General features: G+C 58.7%; 20 protein-coding genes. 14 read left to right on the forward strand and 6 right to left on the reverse strand.

All coding sequences use genetic code 11. The annotated features are described in order from the left end of the window. Window positions 1–50 precede the first annotated feature (50 nt). Entirely contained in the window at window positions 51–539 is a 489-nt protein-coding gene (locus AACY18_RS23580; RefSeq protein WP_221730112.1) for a DUF3015 domain-containing protein, read from the reverse strand. Between the two features lie 300 nt (window positions 540–839). On the opposite strand from AACY18_RS23580, the gene AACY18_RS23585 reads away from it, so the two are divergent. After that, a complete protein-coding gene (locus tag AACY18_RS23585; RefSeq protein ID WP_339432760.1) occupies window positions 840–3,278 on the forward strand; it encodes a Lon protease family protein in 2,439 nt (812 codons plus the stop codon). 327 nt (window positions 3,279–3,605) lie between these two features. After that, on the forward strand, window positions 3,606–3,926 hold the full coding sequence (locus AACY18_RS23590) for a PA4575 family protein (protein ID WP_339432761.1): 321 nt from the start codon (window positions 3,606–3,608) through the stop codon (window positions 3,924–3,926). On the opposite strand, the gene AACY18_RS23595 is transcribed toward AACY18_RS23590, so the two are convergent. Then, on the reverse strand, window positions 3,923–5,752 hold the full coding sequence (locus AACY18_RS23595) for a hypothetical protein (protein ID WP_339466269.1): 1,830 nt from the start codon (window positions 5,750–5,752) through the stop codon (window positions 3,923–3,925). The genes AACY18_RS23590 and AACY18_RS23595 overlap by 4 nt on opposite strands. A 161-nt stretch (window positions 5,753–5,913) precedes the next feature. On the opposite strand from AACY18_RS23595, the gene AACY18_RS23600 reads away from it, so the two are divergent. From AACY18_RS23600 to AACY18_RS23610, 3 genes are all read left to right on the forward strand, one after another. Further along, window positions 5,914–6,402, forward strand: coding sequence for a TIGR00645 family protein (locus AACY18_RS23600; protein WP_339432762.1), 489 nt, complete (start codon window positions 5,914–5,916; stop codon window positions 6,400–6,402). Between the two features lie 134 nt (window positions 6,403–6,536). Beyond that, entirely contained in the window at window positions 6,537–6,842 is a 306-nt protein-coding gene (locus AACY18_RS23605) for a DUF6482 family protein (protein ID WP_339432763.1), read from the forward strand. Between the two features lie 122 nt (window positions 6,843–6,964). Continuing rightward, the gene (locus AACY18_RS23610; protein WP_221730107.1) at window positions 6,965–7,582 is read left to right on the forward strand and encodes an FKBP-type peptidyl-prolyl cis-trans isomerase; all 618 of its coding nucleotides are present in this window, start codon (window positions 6,965–6,967) and stop codon (window positions 7,580–7,582) included. Window positions 7,583–7,713: 131 nt separating this feature from the next. Here AACY18_RS23610 and AACY18_RS23615 read toward each other — a convergent pair whose 3' ends face one another. From AACY18_RS23615 to AACY18_RS23625, 3 genes are all read right to left on the reverse strand, one after another. Continuing rightward, window positions 7,714–7,971, reverse strand: coding sequence for a PA4570 family protein (locus AACY18_RS23615; RefSeq protein ID WP_221730106.1), 258 nt, complete (start codon window positions 7,969–7,971; stop codon window positions 7,714–7,716). A gap of 205 nt (window positions 7,972–8,176) precedes the next feature. Further along, complete coding sequence (locus AACY18_RS23620) at window positions 8,177–8,518, reverse strand: zinc ribbon domain-containing protein YjdM (protein ID WP_339432764.1); 342 nt, start codon at window positions 8,516–8,518, stop codon at window positions 8,177–8,179. Between the two features lie 126 nt (window positions 8,519–8,644). Next, window positions 8,645–9,613 (reverse strand): polyprenyl synthetase family protein, encoded by a 969-nt coding sequence (locus AACY18_RS23625; protein WP_339432765.1) that lies wholly within the window; start codon window positions 9,611–9,613, stop codon window positions 8,645–8,647. A gap of 241 nt (window positions 9,614–9,854) precedes the next feature. Between AACY18_RS23625 and rplU the strand changes: the two genes are divergently transcribed. The 5 genes from rplU to AACY18_RS23650 all read left to right on the forward strand — a co-directional run bounded on the left by rplU (window position 9,855) and on the right by AACY18_RS23650 (window position 13,609). Then, window positions 9,855–10,166 carry a 50S ribosomal protein L21 gene (gene rplU / locus AACY18_RS23630; protein ID WP_007924746.1) on the forward strand — a complete coding sequence of 104 codons (312 nt, stop codon included), beginning with the start codon at window positions 9,855–9,857 and terminating at the stop codon, window positions 10,164–10,166. Window positions 10,167–10,201: 35 nt separating this feature from the next. Beyond that, on the forward strand, window positions 10,202–10,459 hold the full coding sequence (gene rpmA / locus AACY18_RS23635; RefSeq protein ID WP_016773121.1) for a 50S ribosomal protein L27: 258 nt from the start codon (window positions 10,202–10,204) through the stop codon (window positions 10,457–10,459). A 193-nt stretch (window positions 10,460–10,652) separates the two neighbouring features. Next, on the forward strand, window positions 10,653–11,876 hold the full coding sequence (gene cgtA / locus AACY18_RS23640; RefSeq protein WP_339432766.1) for an Obg family GTPase CgtA: 1,224 nt from the start codon (window positions 10,653–10,655) through the stop codon (window positions 11,874–11,876). Window positions 11,877–12,013: 137 nt separating this feature from the next. Beyond that, complete coding sequence (proB, locus tag AACY18_RS23645) at window positions 12,014–13,132, forward strand: glutamate 5-kinase (RefSeq protein WP_339432817.1); 1,119 nt, start codon at window positions 12,014–12,016, stop codon at window positions 13,130–13,132. 9 nt (window positions 13,133–13,141) lie between these two features. Further along, window positions 13,142–13,609 (forward strand): CreA family protein, encoded by a 468-nt coding sequence (locus AACY18_RS23650; protein ID WP_221730102.1) that lies wholly within the window; start codon window positions 13,142–13,144, stop codon window positions 13,607–13,609. Between the two features lie 178 nt (window positions 13,610–13,787). Here AACY18_RS23650 and rpsT read toward each other — a convergent pair whose 3' ends face one another. Then, a complete protein-coding gene (rpsT, locus tag AACY18_RS23655) occupies window positions 13,788–14,060 on the reverse strand; it encodes a 30S ribosomal protein S20 (protein ID WP_166216506.1) in 273 nt (90 codons plus the stop codon). A 252-nt stretch (window positions 14,061–14,312) separates the two neighbouring features. Between rpsT and murJ the strand changes: the two genes are divergently transcribed. The 4 genes from murJ (at window position 14,313) to lspA (ending at window position 20,269) form a co-directional block, all read left to right on the forward strand. After that, window positions 14,313–15,851 (forward strand): murein biosynthesis integral membrane protein MurJ, encoded by a 1,539-nt coding sequence (gene murJ / locus AACY18_RS23660; protein ID WP_339432767.1) that lies wholly within the window; start codon window positions 14,313–14,315, stop codon window positions 15,849–15,851. A 129-nt stretch (window positions 15,852–15,980) separates the two neighbouring features. Then, entirely contained in the window at window positions 15,981–16,919 is a 939-nt protein-coding gene (gene ribF, locus AACY18_RS23665; protein WP_339432768.1) for a bifunctional riboflavin kinase/FAD synthetase, read from the forward strand. A 13-nt stretch (window positions 16,920–16,932) separates the two neighbouring features. After that, window positions 16,933–19,764, forward strand: a complete 2,832-nt coding sequence (gene ileS / locus AACY18_RS23670) for an isoleucine--tRNA ligase (protein WP_339466270.1) — start codon at window positions 16,933–16,935, stop codon at window positions 19,762–19,764. After that, window positions 19,757–20,269 (forward strand): signal peptidase II, encoded by a 513-nt coding sequence (gene lspA, locus AACY18_RS23675; RefSeq protein WP_221730098.1) that lies wholly within the window; start codon window positions 19,757–19,759, stop codon window positions 20,267–20,269. Before ileS ends, lspA begins: the two co-directional genes overlap by 8 nt. The last annotated feature ends 5 nt before the right edge of the window (window positions 20,270–20,274 follow it).

The following is a 20,274-nucleotide window of genomic DNA, read 5'->3' on the forward strand; positions in this document are numbered from 1 at the left end:
GGGCCGAAAAAACAAAACCCGCTTCCCGAAAGAAGCGGGTGGGGTCGAGCTTAAGCCTGAGTGGCGTACTTGGCCAGACGTGGGTCTGACTTCAGAACGGCCAGGGTGTTGGTGTGCACGTCTTCAGCGGTCACGTCAGCCTTGCTGAAGATCTGCTGGAAGTGCTCGTGAGTGACGGCCGCGAAGTGCGCACGGTCTTGCGGCGCCACGCCCAGCACCACGGCATAAGTCGTCAGCGCTTCGCCGTTGCCTTTGGCCATGTCTTCGGACAGCTCGTTCATCATGCCATTCATGGCAATCCAGGATTTGCCGCCGTAGGTCAGCGATGCGTTGGTCGAGCAACCGTTGGTGCCGGACGTCATGCCGAAGGTAGCGTTACCGGACGTGCCGTTGGTGGTGGAAGCGAGGAAGTGAGCCGGGGTGCCACGCTGACCTTCGAACAGCATGTTGCCCCAACCGCAATCCGGGCCGCCCGGGGCTTGCGCCATTGCGTTGATGGATACAGCGGTGAAGAGAGTACCGAGAAGAATCCGTTTCATAGCTTTGTTCTCTTTGTGTGCATACCAATGGACAGGGTTCTGGCCCCCCAAGCTCTGTAGAAACAGATCCAAACGAAGCCAGTGGGCCGGTATTAGTTCCAGCCGCGCAGTTTGGAGTTTAGGCACGTTCCTGGGGTTCCGTGATTTTTTACAAAAGATTTGGCGATAACCCCGATTTCACAGGGGAGGGGGCGGGGGCGACCGGTTGTCTATGCTTTGTCATAGGGCGCGCCTTGCCAGTGGGGTACGGGCAGCGCCAGAATGCCGCTATCTGCCCCGCCTGATTGTTAAGGAAGCCCGATGCCTGATCCTGTTGCTGCCAGCCTGCGTATAGCGCCCGAAGCGCTGACCCGTCCGTTTTCCGCTGAACAGTTCAGCTTCACTACCACCAATGATCTGGAGCCCTTTCGCGGTGTGCTCGGCCAGGAACGTGCGGTCGAAGCCTTGCAGTTCGGTGTGGCCATGCCACGCCCCGGTTACAACGTATTCGTGATGGGCGAGCCCGGCACCGGTCGTTTCTCGTTCGTCAAACGCTACCTGAAAGCCGAAGGCAAACGCCTGCAGACCCCGGCGGACTGGGTCTATGTCAATAATTTCGACGAGCCTCGCGAGCCTCGCGTTCTGGAACTGCCATCGGGTACGGCCGGCTCGTTTATCGGTGACATCAACGGCTTGATCGACAACCTGCTGGCGACCTTCCCGGCCGTGTTCGAGCATCCGTCCTACCAGCAAAAGAAAAGCGCCATCGACCGGGCTTTCAACCAGCGCTACGACAAGGCCCTCGACATCATCGAGCGACTGGCTCTGGAAAAAGACGTCGCCCTGTACCGCGACAGCAGCAACATCGCCTTCACGCCGATGCTCGACGGCAAGGCGCTGGATGAGGCTGAGTTTTCGCAATTGCCGGAAGCCGATCGCGAACGTTTTCACGATGACATCTCCGGTCTCGAAGAACGCCTGAACGAAGAACTCGCCAGCCTGCCGCAGTGGAAGCGTGAGTCGAACAACCAGCTGCGTCAGCTCAACGAAGAAACCATCACCCTGGCCTTGCAGCCGCTGTTGTCGCCGCTGTCGGAAAAATACGCGGAGAACGCCGCCGTCTGCGGTTACCTGCAAGCGATGCAGGTGTACCTGCTCAAAACCGTGGTCGAGCAACTGGTCGATGACAGCAAGACTGACGCCGTTGCGCGCAAACTGCTGGAGGAGCAATACGCACCGAGTCTGGTGGTCGGGCATCCGGCCAGCGGCGGCGCGCCAGTGGTATTCGAACCGCACCCGACTTACGAAAACCTGTTCGGTCGTATCGAATACACCACCGATCAGGGCGCGCTCTACACCACTTATCGCCAGTTGCGTCCAGGCGCGCTGCACCGTGCCAATGGCGGCTTCCTGATTCTTGAAGCGGAAAAAATGCTCAGCGAGCCATTCGTGTGGGATGCGCTCAAGCGCGCTCTGCAATCGCGCAAGCTGAAAATGGAATCGCCTTTGGGCGAGATGGGCCGCTTCGCCACCGTGACCCTCAACCCGCAGCACATTCCGTTGCAGGTCAAAGTCATCATCATCGGCGCACGTTCGCTGTATTACACGCTGCAAGACCTCGATCCGGACTTTCAGGAGATGTTCCGCGTCCTGGTCGACTTCGACGAAGACATTCCGATGGTCGACGAGAGCCTGGAGCAATTCGCCCAGTTGCTCAAAACCCGCACTTCTGAAGAAGGCATGGCGCCTTTGACCGCCGATGCGGTCGCGCGTCTGGCGACGTACAGCGCCCGTCTGGCCGAGCATCAGGGGCGTTTGTCGGCGCGAATCGGTGATTTGTTCCAGTTGGTCAGCGAGGCGGATTTCATCCGTCATCTGGCCGGCGATGAAATGACCGATGCCGGGCATATCGAGCGTGCGCTGAAAGCCAAGGCCACTCGCACCGGGCGTGTGTCGGCGCGAATTCTCGACGACATGCTCGCCGGGATCATCCTGATCGACACCGACGGGGCGGCGGTCGGCAAGTGTAACGGTTTGACCGTGCTGGAAGTCGGCGACTCGGCGTTCGGTGTGCCGGCGCGGATTTCCGCCACGGTGTATCCGGGCGGCAGCGGGATCGTCGACATCGAGCGCGAGGTCAACCTCGGCCAGCCGATTCACTCCAAGGGCGTGATGATCCTCACCGGCTATCTGGGCAGCCGTTATGCGCAGGAATTCCCGTTGGCGATTTCCGCGAGCATCGCGCTGGAGCAGTCCTACGGTTACGTCGATGGCGACAGTGCTTCGTTGGGCGAGGCCTGTACGTTGATTTCGGCGCTGTCGAAAACACCGCTCAAGCAATGCTTTGCGATCACCGGCTCCATCAACCAGTTCGGCGAAGTGCAAGCGGTCGGTGGGGTCAACGAGAAGATCGAAGGCTTCTTCCGCCTCTGCGAGGCACGCGGGCTGACCGGCGAGCAGGGCGCGATCATTCCCCAGGCCAACGTCGCCACCTTGATGCTCGACGAAAAAGTACTGGCGGCGGTGCGCGCCGGGCAGTTCCACGTTTACGCGGTGCGTCAGGCCGACGAGGCGCTGAGCCTGCTGGTCGGCGAGCCGGCCGGTGAACCGGATGCAGACGGTCAGTTCCCTGAAGGCAGCGTCAATGCGCGGGTGGTTGAGCGTCTGCGGGTGATTGCCGAGATGATCAGCGAAGAGGATTTGAAGGAGGCTGAGAAGGAACTGGCGCAAGAGGCGTTGGTAGAAGCCAAACCGGCGTAAACCTTAACCAGGTCAAAAACTGCAACGGCATCAAAACAATGGGAGGGGGCTTGCTCCCGGAGGCGCAGTATCAGCCAACGAATCTGTTGCCTGACACACTGCCTTCGGGAGCAAGCCCCTTCCCATATTTTTCAGGGTGCAGCCAATAGAAAGCGCCACTACTCTGGCGCCAATATTCACACAATGACCATTCGGCGCATTTTGGTTTCGTGCGGCTTGCGCGGCGAACTTTTCTTCTATTCTCAGCTCAAGGATATCGACAGTATCACTGGATCGAGCCAGTCCTCCCGTGAGGGCTGAATACCGGCTTCACCGAGGGTCGCCGCCATGTCGCGCAACCTCTGCCTCACCCGTCAATGCCTGGGTCTCGTGACCCGTATCGAATGTGTCATCAAACCGTTGGCCGGCGATACCGGCATGTGGACGCTGCTCTTCGCTGCCGGCATGGCCGGTGAACAACCTTCCGCTATCAAAGCCCAAGGCCCGTTCCACGGGCCAGTCGCCGCCGAGTCGATCCTCGACACCATCGTCGAAAGTCTGACGCTGCACGGCTATGAGCTGGCCGACGATCCGCAGATCTGGAGCCTGCACCTGCAAGCCCAGCTTCGGCAGATCAACGGGGGGCGCGGACGAAGTCTCAACAGTTAGAGCGCAGGGTCGGTCAACTGTGCTGGGTCGAGTTTGACCTCGAAGCCGTATTGCAGGGTGGTGAGGTCAGTTCGCTGATAGGTTTCCACGTGGGTTGGGCGGCCATAGAAGTAATGCACGCCGAACAACGCCGGGCCCTCTGCGCTCGCATCGTGGCTGACCGAGAGAATCTGCTTGAGATAGTTGCCGCTGTCGTCCTTGACGAAGAAGCGCCATTCGTTGGCCGGAAACTGTTTCAGGTCTACCACCAGCATGTTGTTCTTGATCTCCAGCCCCTTGGGCAAGGACTTGGCGTCGTACGCTTGCTTGGCCACCGTTGCCAGGAACAACGGCATCGAGCCTACGGCGATCGCTGGGGTTTGCGGGAACAGATTCAGATCGTAAGTGATCGTCGCTCGCAGCGGATCGACCTGATAGGCCTCGGGCGGCAGTTCGATCGGCTCATCGAGTTTGCCGTTGTGTTTCTCGGTGAAGAACGTCACCGGGCTGTCGCCGGGGTTGAAGTCGTCGCCGAGCAACTCGTCGTTGAAGGTGCGGCGATGGGAAAACTCGATGCGCGCGGCGCTCGGGTCTTCCACGGATTGGTGGACACGGATGCCGGCTTTCAACTGTTCTTCAGTCAGGCTCGCGCCCTTGAGCCAGTTCTCGGCCAGATCGTCATACACCACCACTGGCAGATCCAGCGGCTTGATGGCTTTGTCCGTGGTGTGCTGATGAAAGGCGCGAATGGGGAGATCGAGCGACTGGCGGGTGACGGTGGCGGATGAGAAGTCCAGCGCGCTGACCTCCAGCGTCTCGATCGGGCCATTGAAATAGACCTTGTTATAGCGCTGCGGGTGTTGTTGCTCGAAGGCTTGCTGATGGGCGCTGAGTTGCTTTTCCAGCGCGTCGCTCCAGGTTTTCTGTTGTTGCAGGTGCGCCAGTTGTTTTTCGTAGAAGGCTACTTGTTCCGGACTTTCATTGATTGAACCGGCGCGCACCAGGTATTGCCCGGTGGCGTCGCGGGCCTGAACGATCAAAGGATTGAGTTGCGAATCGGCGACTTGCGCTGGCAAGGGCAGGTTGTTGCTGAATTCGACTTCGGCGTAGTTCTTTCCAAGCTTCAGCAGTTTGACGCTCAGGTTGTCGTTGGTGCGAGTCTGGCCGACGTCCTTTTGCGTCAGGTCGAAGCTGTACAAGCGTCGCGGCGCGATGACTTCAACCTTGCCCTGCAGGCTCACCGGTTGCGGCTGACTTTTCTTGTCCACATCCAGACCTTCGATGAACGGGTAGGTTACGGTCAGGTCATCGGGGTTGGTGACGTTGGAACTGGACGGGCTGAGCTGAATACCGGGATCGGTTTCCGACCACTCGGGCTGGTAGGGGATGACGCGTTTGTTGCTCAACGTCACCGATTGCCATTCCACACGATGGGGAAACAGGAAGCCGCCGGGAATGTTGAGGTTGAACGGGAATACTGGCTGCAGGTCGGTGAGGTAATCGGAGCTCGCGTCCTTGTGCAGCACGAACAGGCCACTGATGAAGGTATCGACCAGCGCCTGCGGGGTCGGGTAGTGCTTGAGCACGCCGAGGGCGTCCTCGCCATATTCGGTGCGCAGTGGATTGCCTTCGAGTTTGAGCTGTGCCCGTTCAAGCAACAGCAGCGAGCCGCCGAGCTCGGTGACGGCGTCCTTGAGCTTCGGATCAGTGATGGCGTCGAGTGCCTGTTCGAACGTTGCCGTCTTTTCCTCAAGGCTGACTGCGTGCTTCTTGTCGCCGGGCGAGCAACCGCTCATCAATAGCACAAGGCACATTCCGGCAATCGTTATCGGCAATCGCACATCCATTTCCACGCGTCCTGTCCACTGTCACGGGGCTGTCATTGGCTTGGACACTAGCAGAAAAACTTTGGCACACACACGCAGGTGCCGGACTTGCGGGCAGTTTCTGGCTGTCCTCGGTGGCTGGTATACTCGCCGCCATTTTCCAGCCCCTTGTGTGAGATTCAATGGAACGCTTTATCGAAAACGCAATGTACGCCTCGCGCTGGCTGCTGGCGCCGATCTATATCGGGTTGTCCCTCGGGCTGCTGGCCTTGGCGTTGAAATTTTTCCAGGAAGTCATCCATATCCTGCCCAACGTGTTCTCGATGGCCGAGTCGGAGCTGATACTGGTGCTGCTGTCGCTGATCGACATGGCGCTGGTGGGCGGCCTCTTGGTGATGGTGATGATTTCCGGCTACGAGAACTTCGTCTCTGAACTGGACATCGACGAAGGCAAGGAAAAGCTCAGTTGGCTGGGAACCATGGACTCTTCCTCGTTGAAGATGAAAGTGGCAGCCTCGATCGTGGCGATTTCCTCGATCCACTTGCTACGGATCTTCATGGACGCCAAGAACGTCGATCCCGAACATCTGATGTGGTACGTGATCATCCACATGACGTTTGTCGTCTCGGCGTTCGCCATGGGCTACCTCGACAAGGTCACCAAACACTGATCAAGGTTTGAGCGCTGCAAAACACCGCCCGTCTGTTGCGAAACAGACGGGCGGTGTCGTTTGTGGCTTGTGCTTTGATGCGCGTGGGCCTATCCCTGTATAGATCCCGGCTCGCCATTGCGTGAGGTGTGTTCATGAACCTGCAAGAGTTGAATGCGTTTGCTATCGCCAGGAAGGTCGATGAACTGAACCTGATTTCCATGGAGGGCGGAATCTATCTGCTCGAAGCACGGATGCATGGGGCGGCGTATCCGTTAAGTGATCTCAAGGGCAACCTGTTGACGCTGCGATCGGTGGAGCATGCGCGGGATATGTTGCATAACTTCCCGGTGTTGCCGTTCAACCTCGTCCACACCTCGGTACACGATGAAATGTGTGGCCTTGGCGCCAGTGGCGAGGAAAGCCTCAAGGTGCCGATCGCCTGGCGCTCGGTCCTGTAGGCACTGCGTCCCATCGCCTGAGCATCTGTGCTAGTCTGCTCGCCCTTTTGGTTCCGGGCGCGCCGGGACGCGCTGTGCACGCACGGCAAGTCTTGTGGCCGTCCGCACAGCGGAGCAGTGTCATGTCCGAAGTAAATCTGTCCACCGACGAAACCCGCGTCAGCTACGGCATCGGCCGTCAGTTGGGTGACCAGTTGCGTGACAACCCGCCACCGGGCGTTAGCCTGGATGCCATCCTGGCCGGTCTGACCGACGCTTTCGCCGGTAAGCCAAGCCGTGTGGGTCAGGAAGAAATGTCCGCCAGCTTCAAGGTGATCCGCGAAATCATGCAAGCCGAAGCGGCTGCAAAAGCTGAAGCGGCTGCTGGCGAAGGCCTGGCGTTCCTGGCTGAAAACGCCAAGCGCGACGGCATCACCACTCTGGCTTCCGGCCTGCAATTCGAAGTACTGACTCAGGGTGAAGGCGCCAAGCCATCCCGTGAAGATCAAGTGCGTACGCACTACCACGGCACGCTGATCGACGGCACTGTGTTCGACAGCTCCTACGAGCGTGGTCAGCCAGCCGAATTCCCGGTCGGCGGCGTGATCGCTGGTTGGACCGAGGCCCTGCAACTGATGAATGCCGGCAGCAAATGGCGTCTGTACGTGCCGAGCGAACTGGCTTACGGCGCTCAAGGCGTTGGCAGCATCCCGCCGCACAGCGTTCTGGTATTCGACGTCGAGCTGCTGGACGTTCTGTAAGACCTGGCCTGTCCTTATGACAAGCTAATGTGGGAGCGGGCCTGCTCGCGAAGGCGTTCTTTGAGTCACACCTGGTGTTGCCTGAGACTCCATTTTCGCGGGCAAGCTCGCTCCCACGGTTTTATCGCGTTTCATACTTCAATCTTGTTGTGCATCTCACCGGTCGGGCGCAAGGCCCGGGCGTAGCAGAACAGGAACAGATTACGCACCAGCTCCTTTAATACCAGCGGCTCGCTGGAGTTCAGGCTGCTGACATCCAAATCCCCCTGATCCTGCAACTCATGCAGGGCTTCCTCCTCAAGCACTGCACAGACTTCACCGGTTTCCCGATGCAGGATTCTGAGGTACGGATGTGGGCGATCCAGCCAAGCGTCGATCAAATAAGTCATGGTTCTAATCTCCTTGAAGGGTTTCAATGAGAATAATTCTTATTCGTCAAATAGCAAGGGGCTATTGGCTGTTTCTGGTTTTTTCCGGGTAAAGGTTGTGTAAGGTCAAAACGGCTGGCGTATGGCTATTGCTTGGATTGATTGGGGCAGGGCGGGGAGGGAGAGACTCCATCCCACGGCTGGCGCGGGATGGATGACAGCGGATTCAGACTTTTCTGACGAACTCGGATTTGAGCTTCATCGGGCCAATGCCGTCGATCTTGCAGTCGATGTCATGGTCGCCATCGCACAGGCGGATGTTCTTGACCTTGGTGCCGACCTTGACCACCAGCGAGGTGCCCTTGACCTTCAAGTCCTTGATCACGGTGATGGTGTCGCCGTCCTGCAGGACGTTGCCGACCGAATCTTTCTTCACGGCATCATCAGAGGCCACTTCGGTATCGCCGCTGGCCGACCATTCATGGGCGCACTCGGGGCAAACCAGTTGAGTGCCGTCTTCGTAGGTGTATTCGGAATTGCATTTCGGGCAGGGTGGCAACGTGCTCACTAAGGCTCCTTGAGGGATGTGGTTCGCTAAAAGTCGCACATTGTATAGGGTTTTAACCGAGATAGGGCAGACAACAAAAAGCCGCAGGCTTCGAAGGAAGGCTGCGGCTCTTTGATTACGTGGCGATCAGTGTGTGCGGGCGACCGCAAACTCGCTCAGTTCAACCAGTGCGTCGCGGTATTCGCTGGCGGGCAGTGCATCGAGGCACTTGATCGCGCGGGCCACGTAATCGCGGGCCAGTTGCGCGGTGTACTCCAGCGAGCCGGAAGCTTGCACGGCCGCGCGGATGCTTTCCAGATCTTCGATTCCGCCTTTCTGGATCGCCTGACGCACCAGTGCAGCCTGCTCGGGCGTGCCTTCACGCATGGTGTAGATCAGCGGCAGGGTCGGCTTGCCTTCGGCCAGATCGTCACCGACGTTCTTGCCCAGGGTTTCAGCATCACCCTTGTAATCGAGCAAGTCGTCGACCAGTTGGAATGCCACGCCCAGATGATCACCGAAGGTGCGCAGGGCTTCGCTCTGCCCGGCGCTGGCACCGGCCAGCGCGGCGGCGCTGTGGGTCGAGGCTTCGAAGAGCATTGCGGTTTTGCCGCGAATGACTTCCATGTAGGTTTCTTCGGTGGTGCTGGCGTCGCGCACCTTGGACAGCTGCAACACTTCGCCTTCGGCGATGATGCGGGTGGCCTGGGACAGGATCTTCATCACTGGCATCGAGCCCAGTTCAACCATCATTTCGAACGAGCGCGAGTACAGGAAGTCGCCGACCAGCACGCTCGGAGCATTGCCCCACATGGCGTTGGCGGTTGAGCGGCCGCGGCGCATGCCGGACATGTCGACGACGTCGTCATGCAGCAGGGTGGCGGTGTGCAGGAATTCGATGGTGGCGGCCAGTAGACGCATATCGTCGCCTTCGCGACCCAGTGCCTTGCCACACAGCAACACCAATAAAGGACGCAGACGTTTGCCGCCGGCCGACGTGATGTAGTCGCCGATTTTCGATACCAGCGGTACTCGGGAAGTCAGCTGCTTCTTGATGATGCCGTCGACGGCGCTAAAATCGTCCGCCACCGCGCGGTAGAAAGCTTGGGGTTGCATCAGCGAGAGTCGCTCCAGAAGGGTTGCGCGGCATGCTAGGACCCCCATCCAGACCTGTCAAGGCACGATGGACGGCTACTTGCATGACCGCGGTAGCTTGCGTACAATCGCGCACCCTGAACTTCCTGGGCAGCACCTGCCTTACGCAATTGCACTTGGGCCGTTCCAGCCCCATGCAGCCATGCCAGCCAATACCTCTTCTTATAAAGAGCTGGGTGAGCAGGATTATCGGAGAAATACCATGTACGCAGTAATCGTTACCGGCGGTAAGCAATACAAGGTCGCTGAGGGTGAATACCTGAAGATCGAAAAACTGGAAATCGCTACTGGCGAGTCCGTGACTTTTGACCGCGTTCTGCTGGTCGCCAATGGCGACGACGTGAACATCGGCGCACCTGTTGTTGCTGGCGCAACCGTCAAGGCTGAAGTGATCTCCCAAGGTCGTCACGATAAAGTCCGCATCATCAAGTTCCGTCGCCGTAAGCACCACATGAAGCGTATGGGCCACCGCCAGTGGTTCACCGAGATCAAAATCACCGGTATTCAGGCTTAATTACAGCCTAATTCCTCACTAGGAGAATTGAACTCATGGCACACAAAAAAGCTGGTGGTAGTACCCGTAACGGTCGCGACTCAGAAGCCAAACGCCTTGGCGTGAAGATGTATGGCGGCCAGGTCATCAAGGCCGGCAACATCATCGTGCGTCAGCGCGGCACCCAATTCCACGCCGGTTACGGCGTTGGCATGGGTAAAGATCACACCCTCTTCGCCAAAATCGAAGGCGTGATCAAGTTTGAAGTAAAAGGCGCCTTCGGTCGTCGTTACGTGAGCGTAATCGCGGCCTAATCGCGAGATCGCTGGAAGAGCCCTGTCTTGCGACGGGGCTTTTTCGTTTGTGGGGTGAGTCTCTTGCAAAGCTGTTTGTATGGGCTGTCGGCGTGCGAAGCAGGTCGTGTTTTGGGGTCGCTGCGCTCATTTTTGCAAGAGTCTTATGTCTTGATTGTTTTTCGGCTCGTCCGTACGGCGAGAGGCGTTGGTTATGAAGTTTGTTGATGAAGTATCGATTCGCGTAAAGGCTGGTGATGGCGGTAATGGCGCCATGAGTTTCCGTCGGGAAAAGTTCATCGAGAACGGTGGTCCGAACGGTGGTGATGGTGGTGATGGTGGTTCCATCTACATGATGGCCGACGAAAACCTCAACACCCTGGTGGACTACCGTTACACCCGGCATTTCGATGCTGAGCGTGGCTCCAATGGTGGCAGCACCGACTGCACCGGCAAAAAGGGTGAAGACCTGATCCTGCGTGTTCCGGTCGGTACGACCGTGATCGACTCCGGGACTCAGGAGGTCATTGGTGACCTGACCAAGGCTGGCCAGAAGTTGATGGTCGTGCAGGGCGGTTGGCACGGTCTGGGCAATACCCGTTTCAAATCCAGTACCAACCGTGCGCCGCGCCAGACCACGCCGGGCAAGCCGGGCGAGCAGCGCGACCTGAAGCTGGAAATGAAAGTGTTGGCCGACGTAGGTCTGCTGGGCTTGCCGAATGCCGGTAAAAGTACCTTTATCCGTTCGGTTTCGGCCGCCAAGCCGAAGGTCGCCGATTACCCGTTCACCACGTTGGTCCCGAACCTGGGTGTGGTCAGCGTCGATCGCTGGAAGAGCTTCGTCATTGCCGACATCCCGGGCTTGATCGAAGGCGCTTCCGACGGTGCCGGCCTGGGGATTCGCTTCCTCAAGCACTTGGCGCGTACGCGTCTGTTGCTGCACCTCGTGGACATGGCGCCGCTGGATGACACCAGTGCGCCGGATGCGGCTGAGGTCATCGTCAATGAGCTGATCAAGTTCAGTCCGTCCCTGGCTGAGCGTGACCGTTGGTTGGTGCTGAACAAGTGCGACCAGATCCTTGAGGAGGAGCACGATGCTCGCGTCAAGGAGATCGTTGATCGTCTGGAGTGGACAGGTCCGGTCTACGTGATCTCGGCAATTGCCAAGATCGGTACGGAGCGTCTGTGCCACGACATCATGCGTTACATGGAAGATCGTGCCGATCGCCTTGCTGCCGACCCGTCTTACAAGGAAGAACTGGCCGATCTCGATCAGCGCATTGAAGACGAAGCCCGCGCGCAGTTGCAGGCGCTGGATGACAAGCGTGCCCTGCGTCGCAGTGGCGTGAAGTCGGTCCACGACATCGGCGACGATGATTGGGATGAAGAAGACGTGGATGACGAAGACGGTCCGGAAATCATTTACGTGCGTGACTGATTCGTTGCAGTAAACTTAAGCGCCGCTCAATCGAGCGGCGTTTTAGTATCTGGAAATCGATCGTTGGTCACCAATAGCCACGATTAACGTCACGGGCAGTGCCAGGTCGCGCTGTCCTCAAGCTAAGGTTGAAGATGATGCGGAGCAAGGTGACAGGTGCGCAGCGTTGGGTCGTGAAGATCGGCAGCGCTTTGCTGACAGCTGATGGCAAAGGGCTGGATCGCGCGGCAATGAGTGTCTGGGTCGAGCAGATGGTGGCCCTGCATGAGGCGGGTGTCGAGTTGGTGCTGGTGTCTTCCGGGGCGGTGGCGGCCGGCATGAGCCGTCTGGGCTGGACCGCACGACCCAGTGCGATGCACGAGCTTCAGGCTGCGGCGGCAATCGGTCAGATGGGCTTGGTGCAGGCTTGGGAATCAAGCTTTGCCGAGCATGGTCGGCACACCGCGCAGATTCTCCTGACTCACGACGACCTCTCTGACCGCAAGCGCTATCTGAATGCCCGCAGCACCTTGCGTGCGCTGGTCGAGCTGAAAGTCATTCCGGTGATCAACGAGAACGACACCGTGGTCACTGATGAAATCCGTTTTGGCGACAACGACACGCTGGCGGCGTTGGTGGCCAACCTGGTCGAGGCTGATCTGCTGGTGATCCTGACGGATCGCGATGGCATGTTCGATGCTGATCCGCGCAACAATCCCGATGCTCAGTTGATTTACGAGGCGCGTGCCGATGATCCGGGCCTGGATGCGGTGGCGGGCGGTACAGGTGGCGCGCTTGGGCGTGGTGGTATGCAAACCAAGCTGCGTGCGGCGCGTCTGGCGGCTCGTTCCGGCGCACACACCATCATCGTGGGTGGGCGTCTTGAGCGTGTGCTTGATCGCTTGAAGGCGGGTGAGCGTATCGGCACGTTGTTGTCGCCTGAGCGCGGCATGCTGGCGGCGCGTAAGCAGTGGTTGGCAGGGCACCTGCAAACCCGTGGTACGTTGGTGTTGGATGATGGTGCGGTGTCGGCGCTGTCCCGGGGTAACAAGAGTCTGTTGCCGGTGGGTGTGAAACTGGTGCAGGGGAGTTTCCGGCGCGGTGAAATGGTGGTTTGCGTGGCGCCGGATGGTCGTGAGATCGCTCGTGGCCTGGCCAACTACAGTGCGCTGGAGGCGCAAAAAATCATCGGTCAATCGTCGGATGCGATTGTCGGTTTGCTCGGTTACATGGCTGAACCTGAACTGGTTCACCGTGACAATCTGATTTTGGTGTAAGGAAAACTCATGCGCGTAGCAAAAGGATTGTTGGGTCTGTTGATGGTGTTGCCATTGCTGGCTTCGGCTGAAGAAATTGGTCAGGTGTCGACAGTGTTCAAGTTTGTCGGTCCGAACGACCGGATCGTGGTCGAGGCTTTCGATGATCCGAAAGTCGAGGGTGTGACCTGTTACCTCTCGCGCGCCAAGACGGGTGGCGTGAAGGGTGGCTTGGGGCTGGCTGAAGATCGTGCCGAGGCATCGATTGCTTGTCGTCAGGTCGGTTCGATCAAGTTCAAGGGCGAGCTTAAGGATGGCGAAGAGGTGTTCAAGGAGCGCACTTCGCTGGTATTCAAAACCATGCAAGTGGTGCGTTTCCTCGATAAGAAGCGCAATACGCTGGTGTACCTGGTCTATAGCGATCGCTTGATCGAGGGCAGTCCGCAGAATGCGGTGACGGCGATCCCGATTTTGCCGTGGATGCCGGCCGGGCAGTAAAAGCGTCAATCTAAATGTGGGGGCGGGCTTGCTCACGAAGATGTCGTGTCAGTTGCTGGGTATGTCAGCTGACAGATTGCATTCGCGAACAAGCCTGCTCCCACATTTTTTCTGCCTTTATCAAATTACAGGCAATAAAAAACCGACCCTAAGGTCGGCTTTTTAATGACTACGTCGATTAAGCAGCAGTTTTCAGTGCTTTGACGTGGCCATTCAGACGGCTCTTATGACGAGCAGCCTTGTTCTTGTGGATGATGCCTTTATCGGCCATACGGTCGATAACTGGCACAGCCAGAACGTATGCAGCTTGAGCTTTTTCAGCGTCTTTTGCGTCGATGGCTTTAACTACATTCTTGATGTAGGTACGAACCATGGAACGCAGGCTGGCGTTGTGGCTGCGACGCTTCTCAGCCTGTTTTGCACGTTTTTTGGCGGAAGGTGAGTTGGCCACCGTCGAGCTCCTCGAAAGACTTTTTAGGAAATAGCAAACAAAATAGGCCGCGAATCATGCCGATGAAGAGATGTCTTGTCAAGGGCGCTTGAAACGTTCCGCTAAGTGGTAGGTATAAAGAGGCGGGATATTTATTTCCGGCGCTTGACCTGTAAACTCGCGAGCTTTGGCTCTGTGCTGTTGCGGCGCAGAGTATCGCACAAGTAGGCGCATTGTTCGCCTGCTGTTTATCGACAGGCACAAATTCCCTCAATGAATCTGCTCAAATCGTTGGCCGCCGTCAGCTCTATCACGATGCTTTCGCGGGTTCTCGGGTTCGTCCGTGACACGCTCATCGCCCGTATATTCGGGGCCGGGATGGCGACGGACGCCTTCTTTATTGCCTTCAAGCTGCCTAATCTGCTTCGGCGAATCTTCGCGGAGGGTGCGTTCTCTCAGGCTTTTGTGCCGATTCTGGCCGAATACAAAAGCCAGAAAGGCGAGGAGGCGACGCGCACCTTTATTGCTTACGTGTCGGGGTTGCTGACCTTGGTGCTGGCGCTGGTAACGGCGCTGGGCATGATCGCCGCGCCGTGGGTGATCTGGGCGACAGCTCCCGGTTTTACCGACACGCCGGAAAAATTCCAGCTGACCTCCGACCTTTTGCGGGTGACCTTTCCTTACATATTGCTGATCTCCCTGTCCTCGCTGGCTGGTGCGATCCTCAATACCTGGAACCGTTTCTCGGTGCCGGCATTCGTACCGACCCTGCTCAACGTCAGCATGATCGTGTTTGCGCTGTTCCTGACGCCATACTTCGATCCGCCAGTCATGGCCTTGGGCTGGGCGGTGCTGGTGGGCGGTCTGGCGCAGTTGCTTTATCAACTGCCGCACCTGAAGAAGATCGGCATGTTGGTCCTGCCGCGCCTGAATCTGCGCGATACCGGCGTCTGGCGAGTGATGAAGCAGATGCTGCCGGCGATCCTGGGGGTGTCGGTCAGTCAGATTTCGCTGATCATCAACACGATCTTCGCCTCGTTTCTGGTCGCAGGTTCGGTGTCGTGGATGTATTACGCTGACCGTTTGATGGAGTTGCCGTCCGGCGTGCTGGGTGTGGCGCTGGGTACCATCCTGCTGCCGACCTTGGCCAAAACCTACGCCAGCAAGGATCGCCACGAATATTCGCGGATTCTCGACTGGGGGCTTCGTCTGTGCTTTGTGCTGGTGCTGCCGTGCTCGCTGGCGCTGGGGATTCTCGCCGAGCCGTTGACCGTTTCGTTGTTCCAGTACGGCCAGTTCAGTGGCTTTGATGCTGAAATGACCCAGCGCGCGTTGATTGCCTATTCGGTGGGCCTGCTCGGGATCATCGTGATCAAAGTGCTGGCCCCGGGTTTTTATGCGCAACAGAACATTCGCACTCCGGTGAAAATCGCAATTTTCACGCTGATCGTCACGCAACTGTTCAACCTTGTTTTGATTGGTCCGTTGGCTCACGCCGGCCTGGCGTTGGCGATCAGTGCCGGCGCCTGCCTGAATGCCGGGTTGCTGTTCTATCAACTGCGCAAACAGCAGATGTACCAGCCGCAGCCAGGCTGGGCCAGGTTCGGCTTCAAACTGGTGGTGGCGGTGGCGGTGATGTCGGCGGTGTTGTTGATTGGCATGCATTTCATGCCAGCCTGGGATCAGGGGCACATGCTTGAACGCTTCCTGCGTCTGGGGGCCTTGGTGGCAGCCGGCGTAGTTGCGTATTTTGGTATGTTGCTGCTGCTCGGTTTTCGTCTGCGCGACTTCAATCGCAAAGCCTTGAGCTGAGGTTTTACCCTTTATGAGTGGGCACGGGCCGGCAGTTTTGTCGGCTCGATCACTTTGCGTTACGGTGTTGCCTGTCGTCGGCCGTCGGGTGTGGTTATAATCGACCACTTTATGAGCAAGAAGCGCGTTATGCAGCTGGTTCGAGGCCTCCACAACTTGCGCCCCCAGCATCGGGGCTGCGTCGCCACTATTGGCAACTTTGACGGTGTTCACCGTGGTCACCAGGCTATCCTGGCCCGACTGCGTGAGCGTGCGCTCGAGTTGGGCGTACCCAGCTGCGTGGTGATTTTCGAGCCGCAGCCACGGGAATTTTTTGCGCCCGAGACCGCGCCGGCGCGTCTGGCCCGGCTACGCGACAAGCTGCAACTGCTGGCGGCCGAAGGTGTTGACCGGGTGTTATGCCTGGCCTTCAACCAGCGTCTGAGCAAGCTCAGCGCCAGTGAGTTCGTCGACACCATTCTGGTAGACGGCCTCGGCGTACAGCATCTGGAGGTCGGTGATGACTTCCGCTTCGGCTGCGACCGCCTCGGTGATTTCGATTTCCTGTTGCAGGCCGGGCAGGTCCACGGTTTTAGCGTCGAAGCTGCACAAACCGTCGAGCTGGACGGCATTCGCGTCAGCAGCACTCAGGTGCGCAACGCATTGGCCGCCGCCGATTTTGCCCTGGCCGAACGCTTGCTCGGCCGCCCTTACCGCATCGTCGGTCGCGTGCTGCATGGCCAGAAACTGGCCCGGCAACTGGGGACGCCCACTGCCAATATTCAACTCAAGCGTCGTCGCGTGCCGTTTACCGGGGTGTATCTGGTGGATGTGGATATCGACGGCAAGACCTGGCCCGGCGTCGCCAATATCGGCGTGCGGCCCACGGTGCAAGGTGATGGCAAGGCCCACCTTGAAGTCCATCTTTTAGATTTTGCCGGCGATCTGTATGACCGGCGTTTGACGGTGGTTTTCCACCAAAAGCTGCGTGAAGAGCAGCGATTTGCCTCCCTGGAGGCGCTGAAAACGGCGATCAATGCGGATGTCGCCACCGCCCGTGCACTAGCCGCACCTAGCGCCCATCGCTAATGAAGAGCCTTAAATGACCGACTATAAAGCCACGCTAAACCTTCCGGACACCGCCTTCCCAATGAAGGCCGGCCTGCCACAGCGCGAACCGCAGATCCTGCAGCGCTGGGACAGTATTGGCCTGTACGGAAAGTTGCGCGAGATTGGCAAGGATCGTCCGAAGTTCGTTCTGCACGACGGCCCTCCGTATGCCAACGGCACGATCCACATCGGTCACGCACTGAACAAGATTCTCAAGGACATGATCATCCGCTCGAAAACCCTGTCGGGTTTCGACGCGCCGTACGTTCCGGGCTGGGACTGCCACGGCCTGCCGATCGAGCACAAGGTTGAAGTGACCCACGGCAAGAACCTGGGCGCGGACAAGACCCGCGAGCTGTGCCGTGCCTACGCCACCGAGCAGATCGAAGGGCAGAAGTCCGAGTTCATCCGCCTCGGCGTGCTGGGCGACTTCGCCAACCCGTACAAAACCATGGATTTCAAGAACGAGGCCGGTGAAATACGTGCCCTCGCCGAAATCGTCAAGGGCGGCTTCGTGTTCAAGGGCCTCAAGCCTGTGAACTGGTGCTTCGATTGCGGCTCGGCCCTGGCTGAAGCCGAAGTCGAGTACGAAAACAAGAAGTCCTCGACCATCGACGTTGCCTTCCCGATCGCTGACGAAGCCAAACTGGCTGCCGCGTTTGGTTTGCCGTCGCTGAGCAAACCAGCCTCGATCGTGATCTGGACCACCACCCCGTGGACCATCCCGGCCAACCAGGCGCTGAACGTTCACCCGGAATTCAACTACGCCCTGGTCGATGTCGGCGACAAGCTGCTGGTGCTGGCTGAAGAGCTGGTTGAAGCCTGCCTGGCTCGCTACGGCGTTGAAGGTTCGGTCATCGCCACCACTACCGGCAAAGAGCTGGAGCTGATCAACTTCCGTCACCCGTTCTACGACCGTCTGTCGCCGGTATATCTGGCCGACTACGTCGAACTGGGCGCTGGCACCGGCGTGGTTCACTCCGCTCCGGCCTACGGCGTGGACGACTTCGTGACCTGCAAGAAGTACGGCATGGTCAACGACGACATCCTCAATCCCGTGCAGAGCAACGGTGTGTACGTGCCGTCGCTGGAACTCTTCGGCGGCCAGTTCATCTGGAAGGCCAACCCGGCCATCGTCGAGAAGCTGACCGAAGTCGGTGCGCTGATGCACACCACCGTCATCGAGCACAGCTACATGCACTGCTGGCGCCACAAGACTCCATTGATCTACCGCGCCACCGCGCAGTGGTTCATCGGCATGGACAAAGAGCCGGTCAGCGGCGACACCCTGCGTGTACGCTCGCTCAAAGCCATCGAAGACACCCAGTTCGTCCCGGCCTGGGGCCAGGCGCGTCTGCACTCGATGATCGCCAACCGTCCGGACTGGTGCATCTCCCGTCAGCGCAACTGGGGCGTGCCGATCCCGTTCTTCCTCAACAAGGAAAGCGGCGAGCTGCACCCACGCACCGTTGAACTGATGGAAGAAGTCGCCAAGCGCGTTGAAGTCGAAGGCATCGAAGCCTGGTTCAAGATGGACGCTGCCGAACTGCTTGGCGACGATGCGCCGCTGTACGACAAGATCAGCGACACCCTCGACGTCTGGTTCGATTCGGGTACCACTCACTGGCACGTTCTGCGCGGTTCGCACCCGATGGGGCACGAGACCGGCCCGCGTGCCGACCTGTACCTGGAAGGTTCCGATCAGCACCGTGGCTGGTTCCACTCGTCGCTGCTGACCGGTTGTGCCATCGATAACCACGCGCCGTACCGCGAGTTGCTGACCCACGGCTTCACCGTCGACGAGTCCGGCCGCAAAATGTCCAAGTCTTTGGGCAACGTGATCGCACCGCAGAAAGTCAACGACACCCTGGGCGCCGACATCATGCGTCTGTGGGTCGCTTCGACCGACTACTCCGGCGAGATGGCCGTGTCCGAGCAGATCCTGCAGCGCAGCGCGGACGCCTACCGGCGTATCCGTAACACCGCGCGCTTCCTGCTCTCGAACCTGACCGGTTTCAACCCGGCCACCGACCTGCTGCCGGCCGAAGAGATGCTGGCACTGGATCGCTGGGCGGTGGATCGCACGCTGCTGCTGCAACGCGAGTTGCAAGAGCACTACGGTGAGTACCGTTTCTGGAACGTCTACTCCAAGATCCACAACTTCTGCGTGCAGGAGTTGGGTGGTTTCTACCTCGACATCATCAAGGATCGTCAGTACACCACTGGCGCCAACAGCAAGGCCCGCCGTTCGGCGCAAACCGCGTTGTTCCACATCTCCGAAGCGCTGGTGCGCTGGATCGCACCGATCCTGGCGTTCACCGCCGACGAGCTGTGGCAATACCTGCCGGGCGAGCGTAACGAATCGGTCATGCTCAACACCTGGTACGAAGGTCTGACCGAGCTGCCGGAAGGCTTCGAGCTGGGTCGCGAGTACTGGGATCGCATCATGCAAGTGAAGGTCGCGGTCAACAAAGAAATGGAAATCCAGCGCGCGGCGAAAGCCGTCGGTGGCAACCTGCAAGCCGAAGTGACGCTGTTCGCCGAAGACGCCTTGAGCGCCGATCTGGCCAAGCTGAGCAACGAACTGCGCTTTGTCCTGATCACTTCGACCGCCAGCGTTGCACCGTTTGTCCAGGCTCCGGCCGACGCGGTAGCGACCGAAGTCAGCGGCCTGAAGCTGAAGATCGTCAAATCGGCCTTCGCCAAGTGCGCCCGTTGCTGGCACTGCCGCGAAGACGTTGGCGTAAACCCGGAGCATCCGGAAATCTGCGGTCGCTGCGTTGATAACATCAGCGGCGCCGGCGAGGTTCGTCACTATGCCTAATGCCGTTGGCCGTTTCGGACGGTTGAGCTGGCTCTGGTTGAGTTTGCTGGTTCTGGTCATTGACCAGGCCAGCAAGTTCTACTTCGAAAACAAGCTCGAAATGTTCCAGCAGATCGTGATCATTCCCGATTACTTCAGCTGGACCCTGGCTTACAACACCGGTGCTGCGTTCAGCTTTCTCGCTGACGGTTCCGGCTGGCAGCGCTGGCTGTTCGCCCTGATCGCGATCGTGGTCAGCGCGGTGCTGGTGGTCTGGCTCAAGCGACTGGGGCGCAACGAAACCTGGTTGGCCATCGCTTTGGCGCTGGTGCTGGGTGGTGCGTTGGGCAATCTGTATGACCGCATTGCCCTGGGCCATGTGATCGACTTCATTCTGGTGCACTGGCAGAACCGCTGGTACTTCCCGGCGTTCAACTTCGCCGACAGCGCCATCTCCGTTGGCGCGGTGATGCTGGCACTGGACATGTTCAAAACCAAGAAAACCGGAGAAACCGTTCATGACTGAACAGG

It is taken from the genome of Pseudomonas sp. EA_65y_Pfl2_P74 (assembly GCF_963970575.1).
Taxonomy (GTDB): domain Bacteria; phylum Pseudomonadota; class Gammaproteobacteria; order Pseudomonadales; family Pseudomonadaceae; genus Aquipseudomonas; species Aquipseudomonas baetica_A.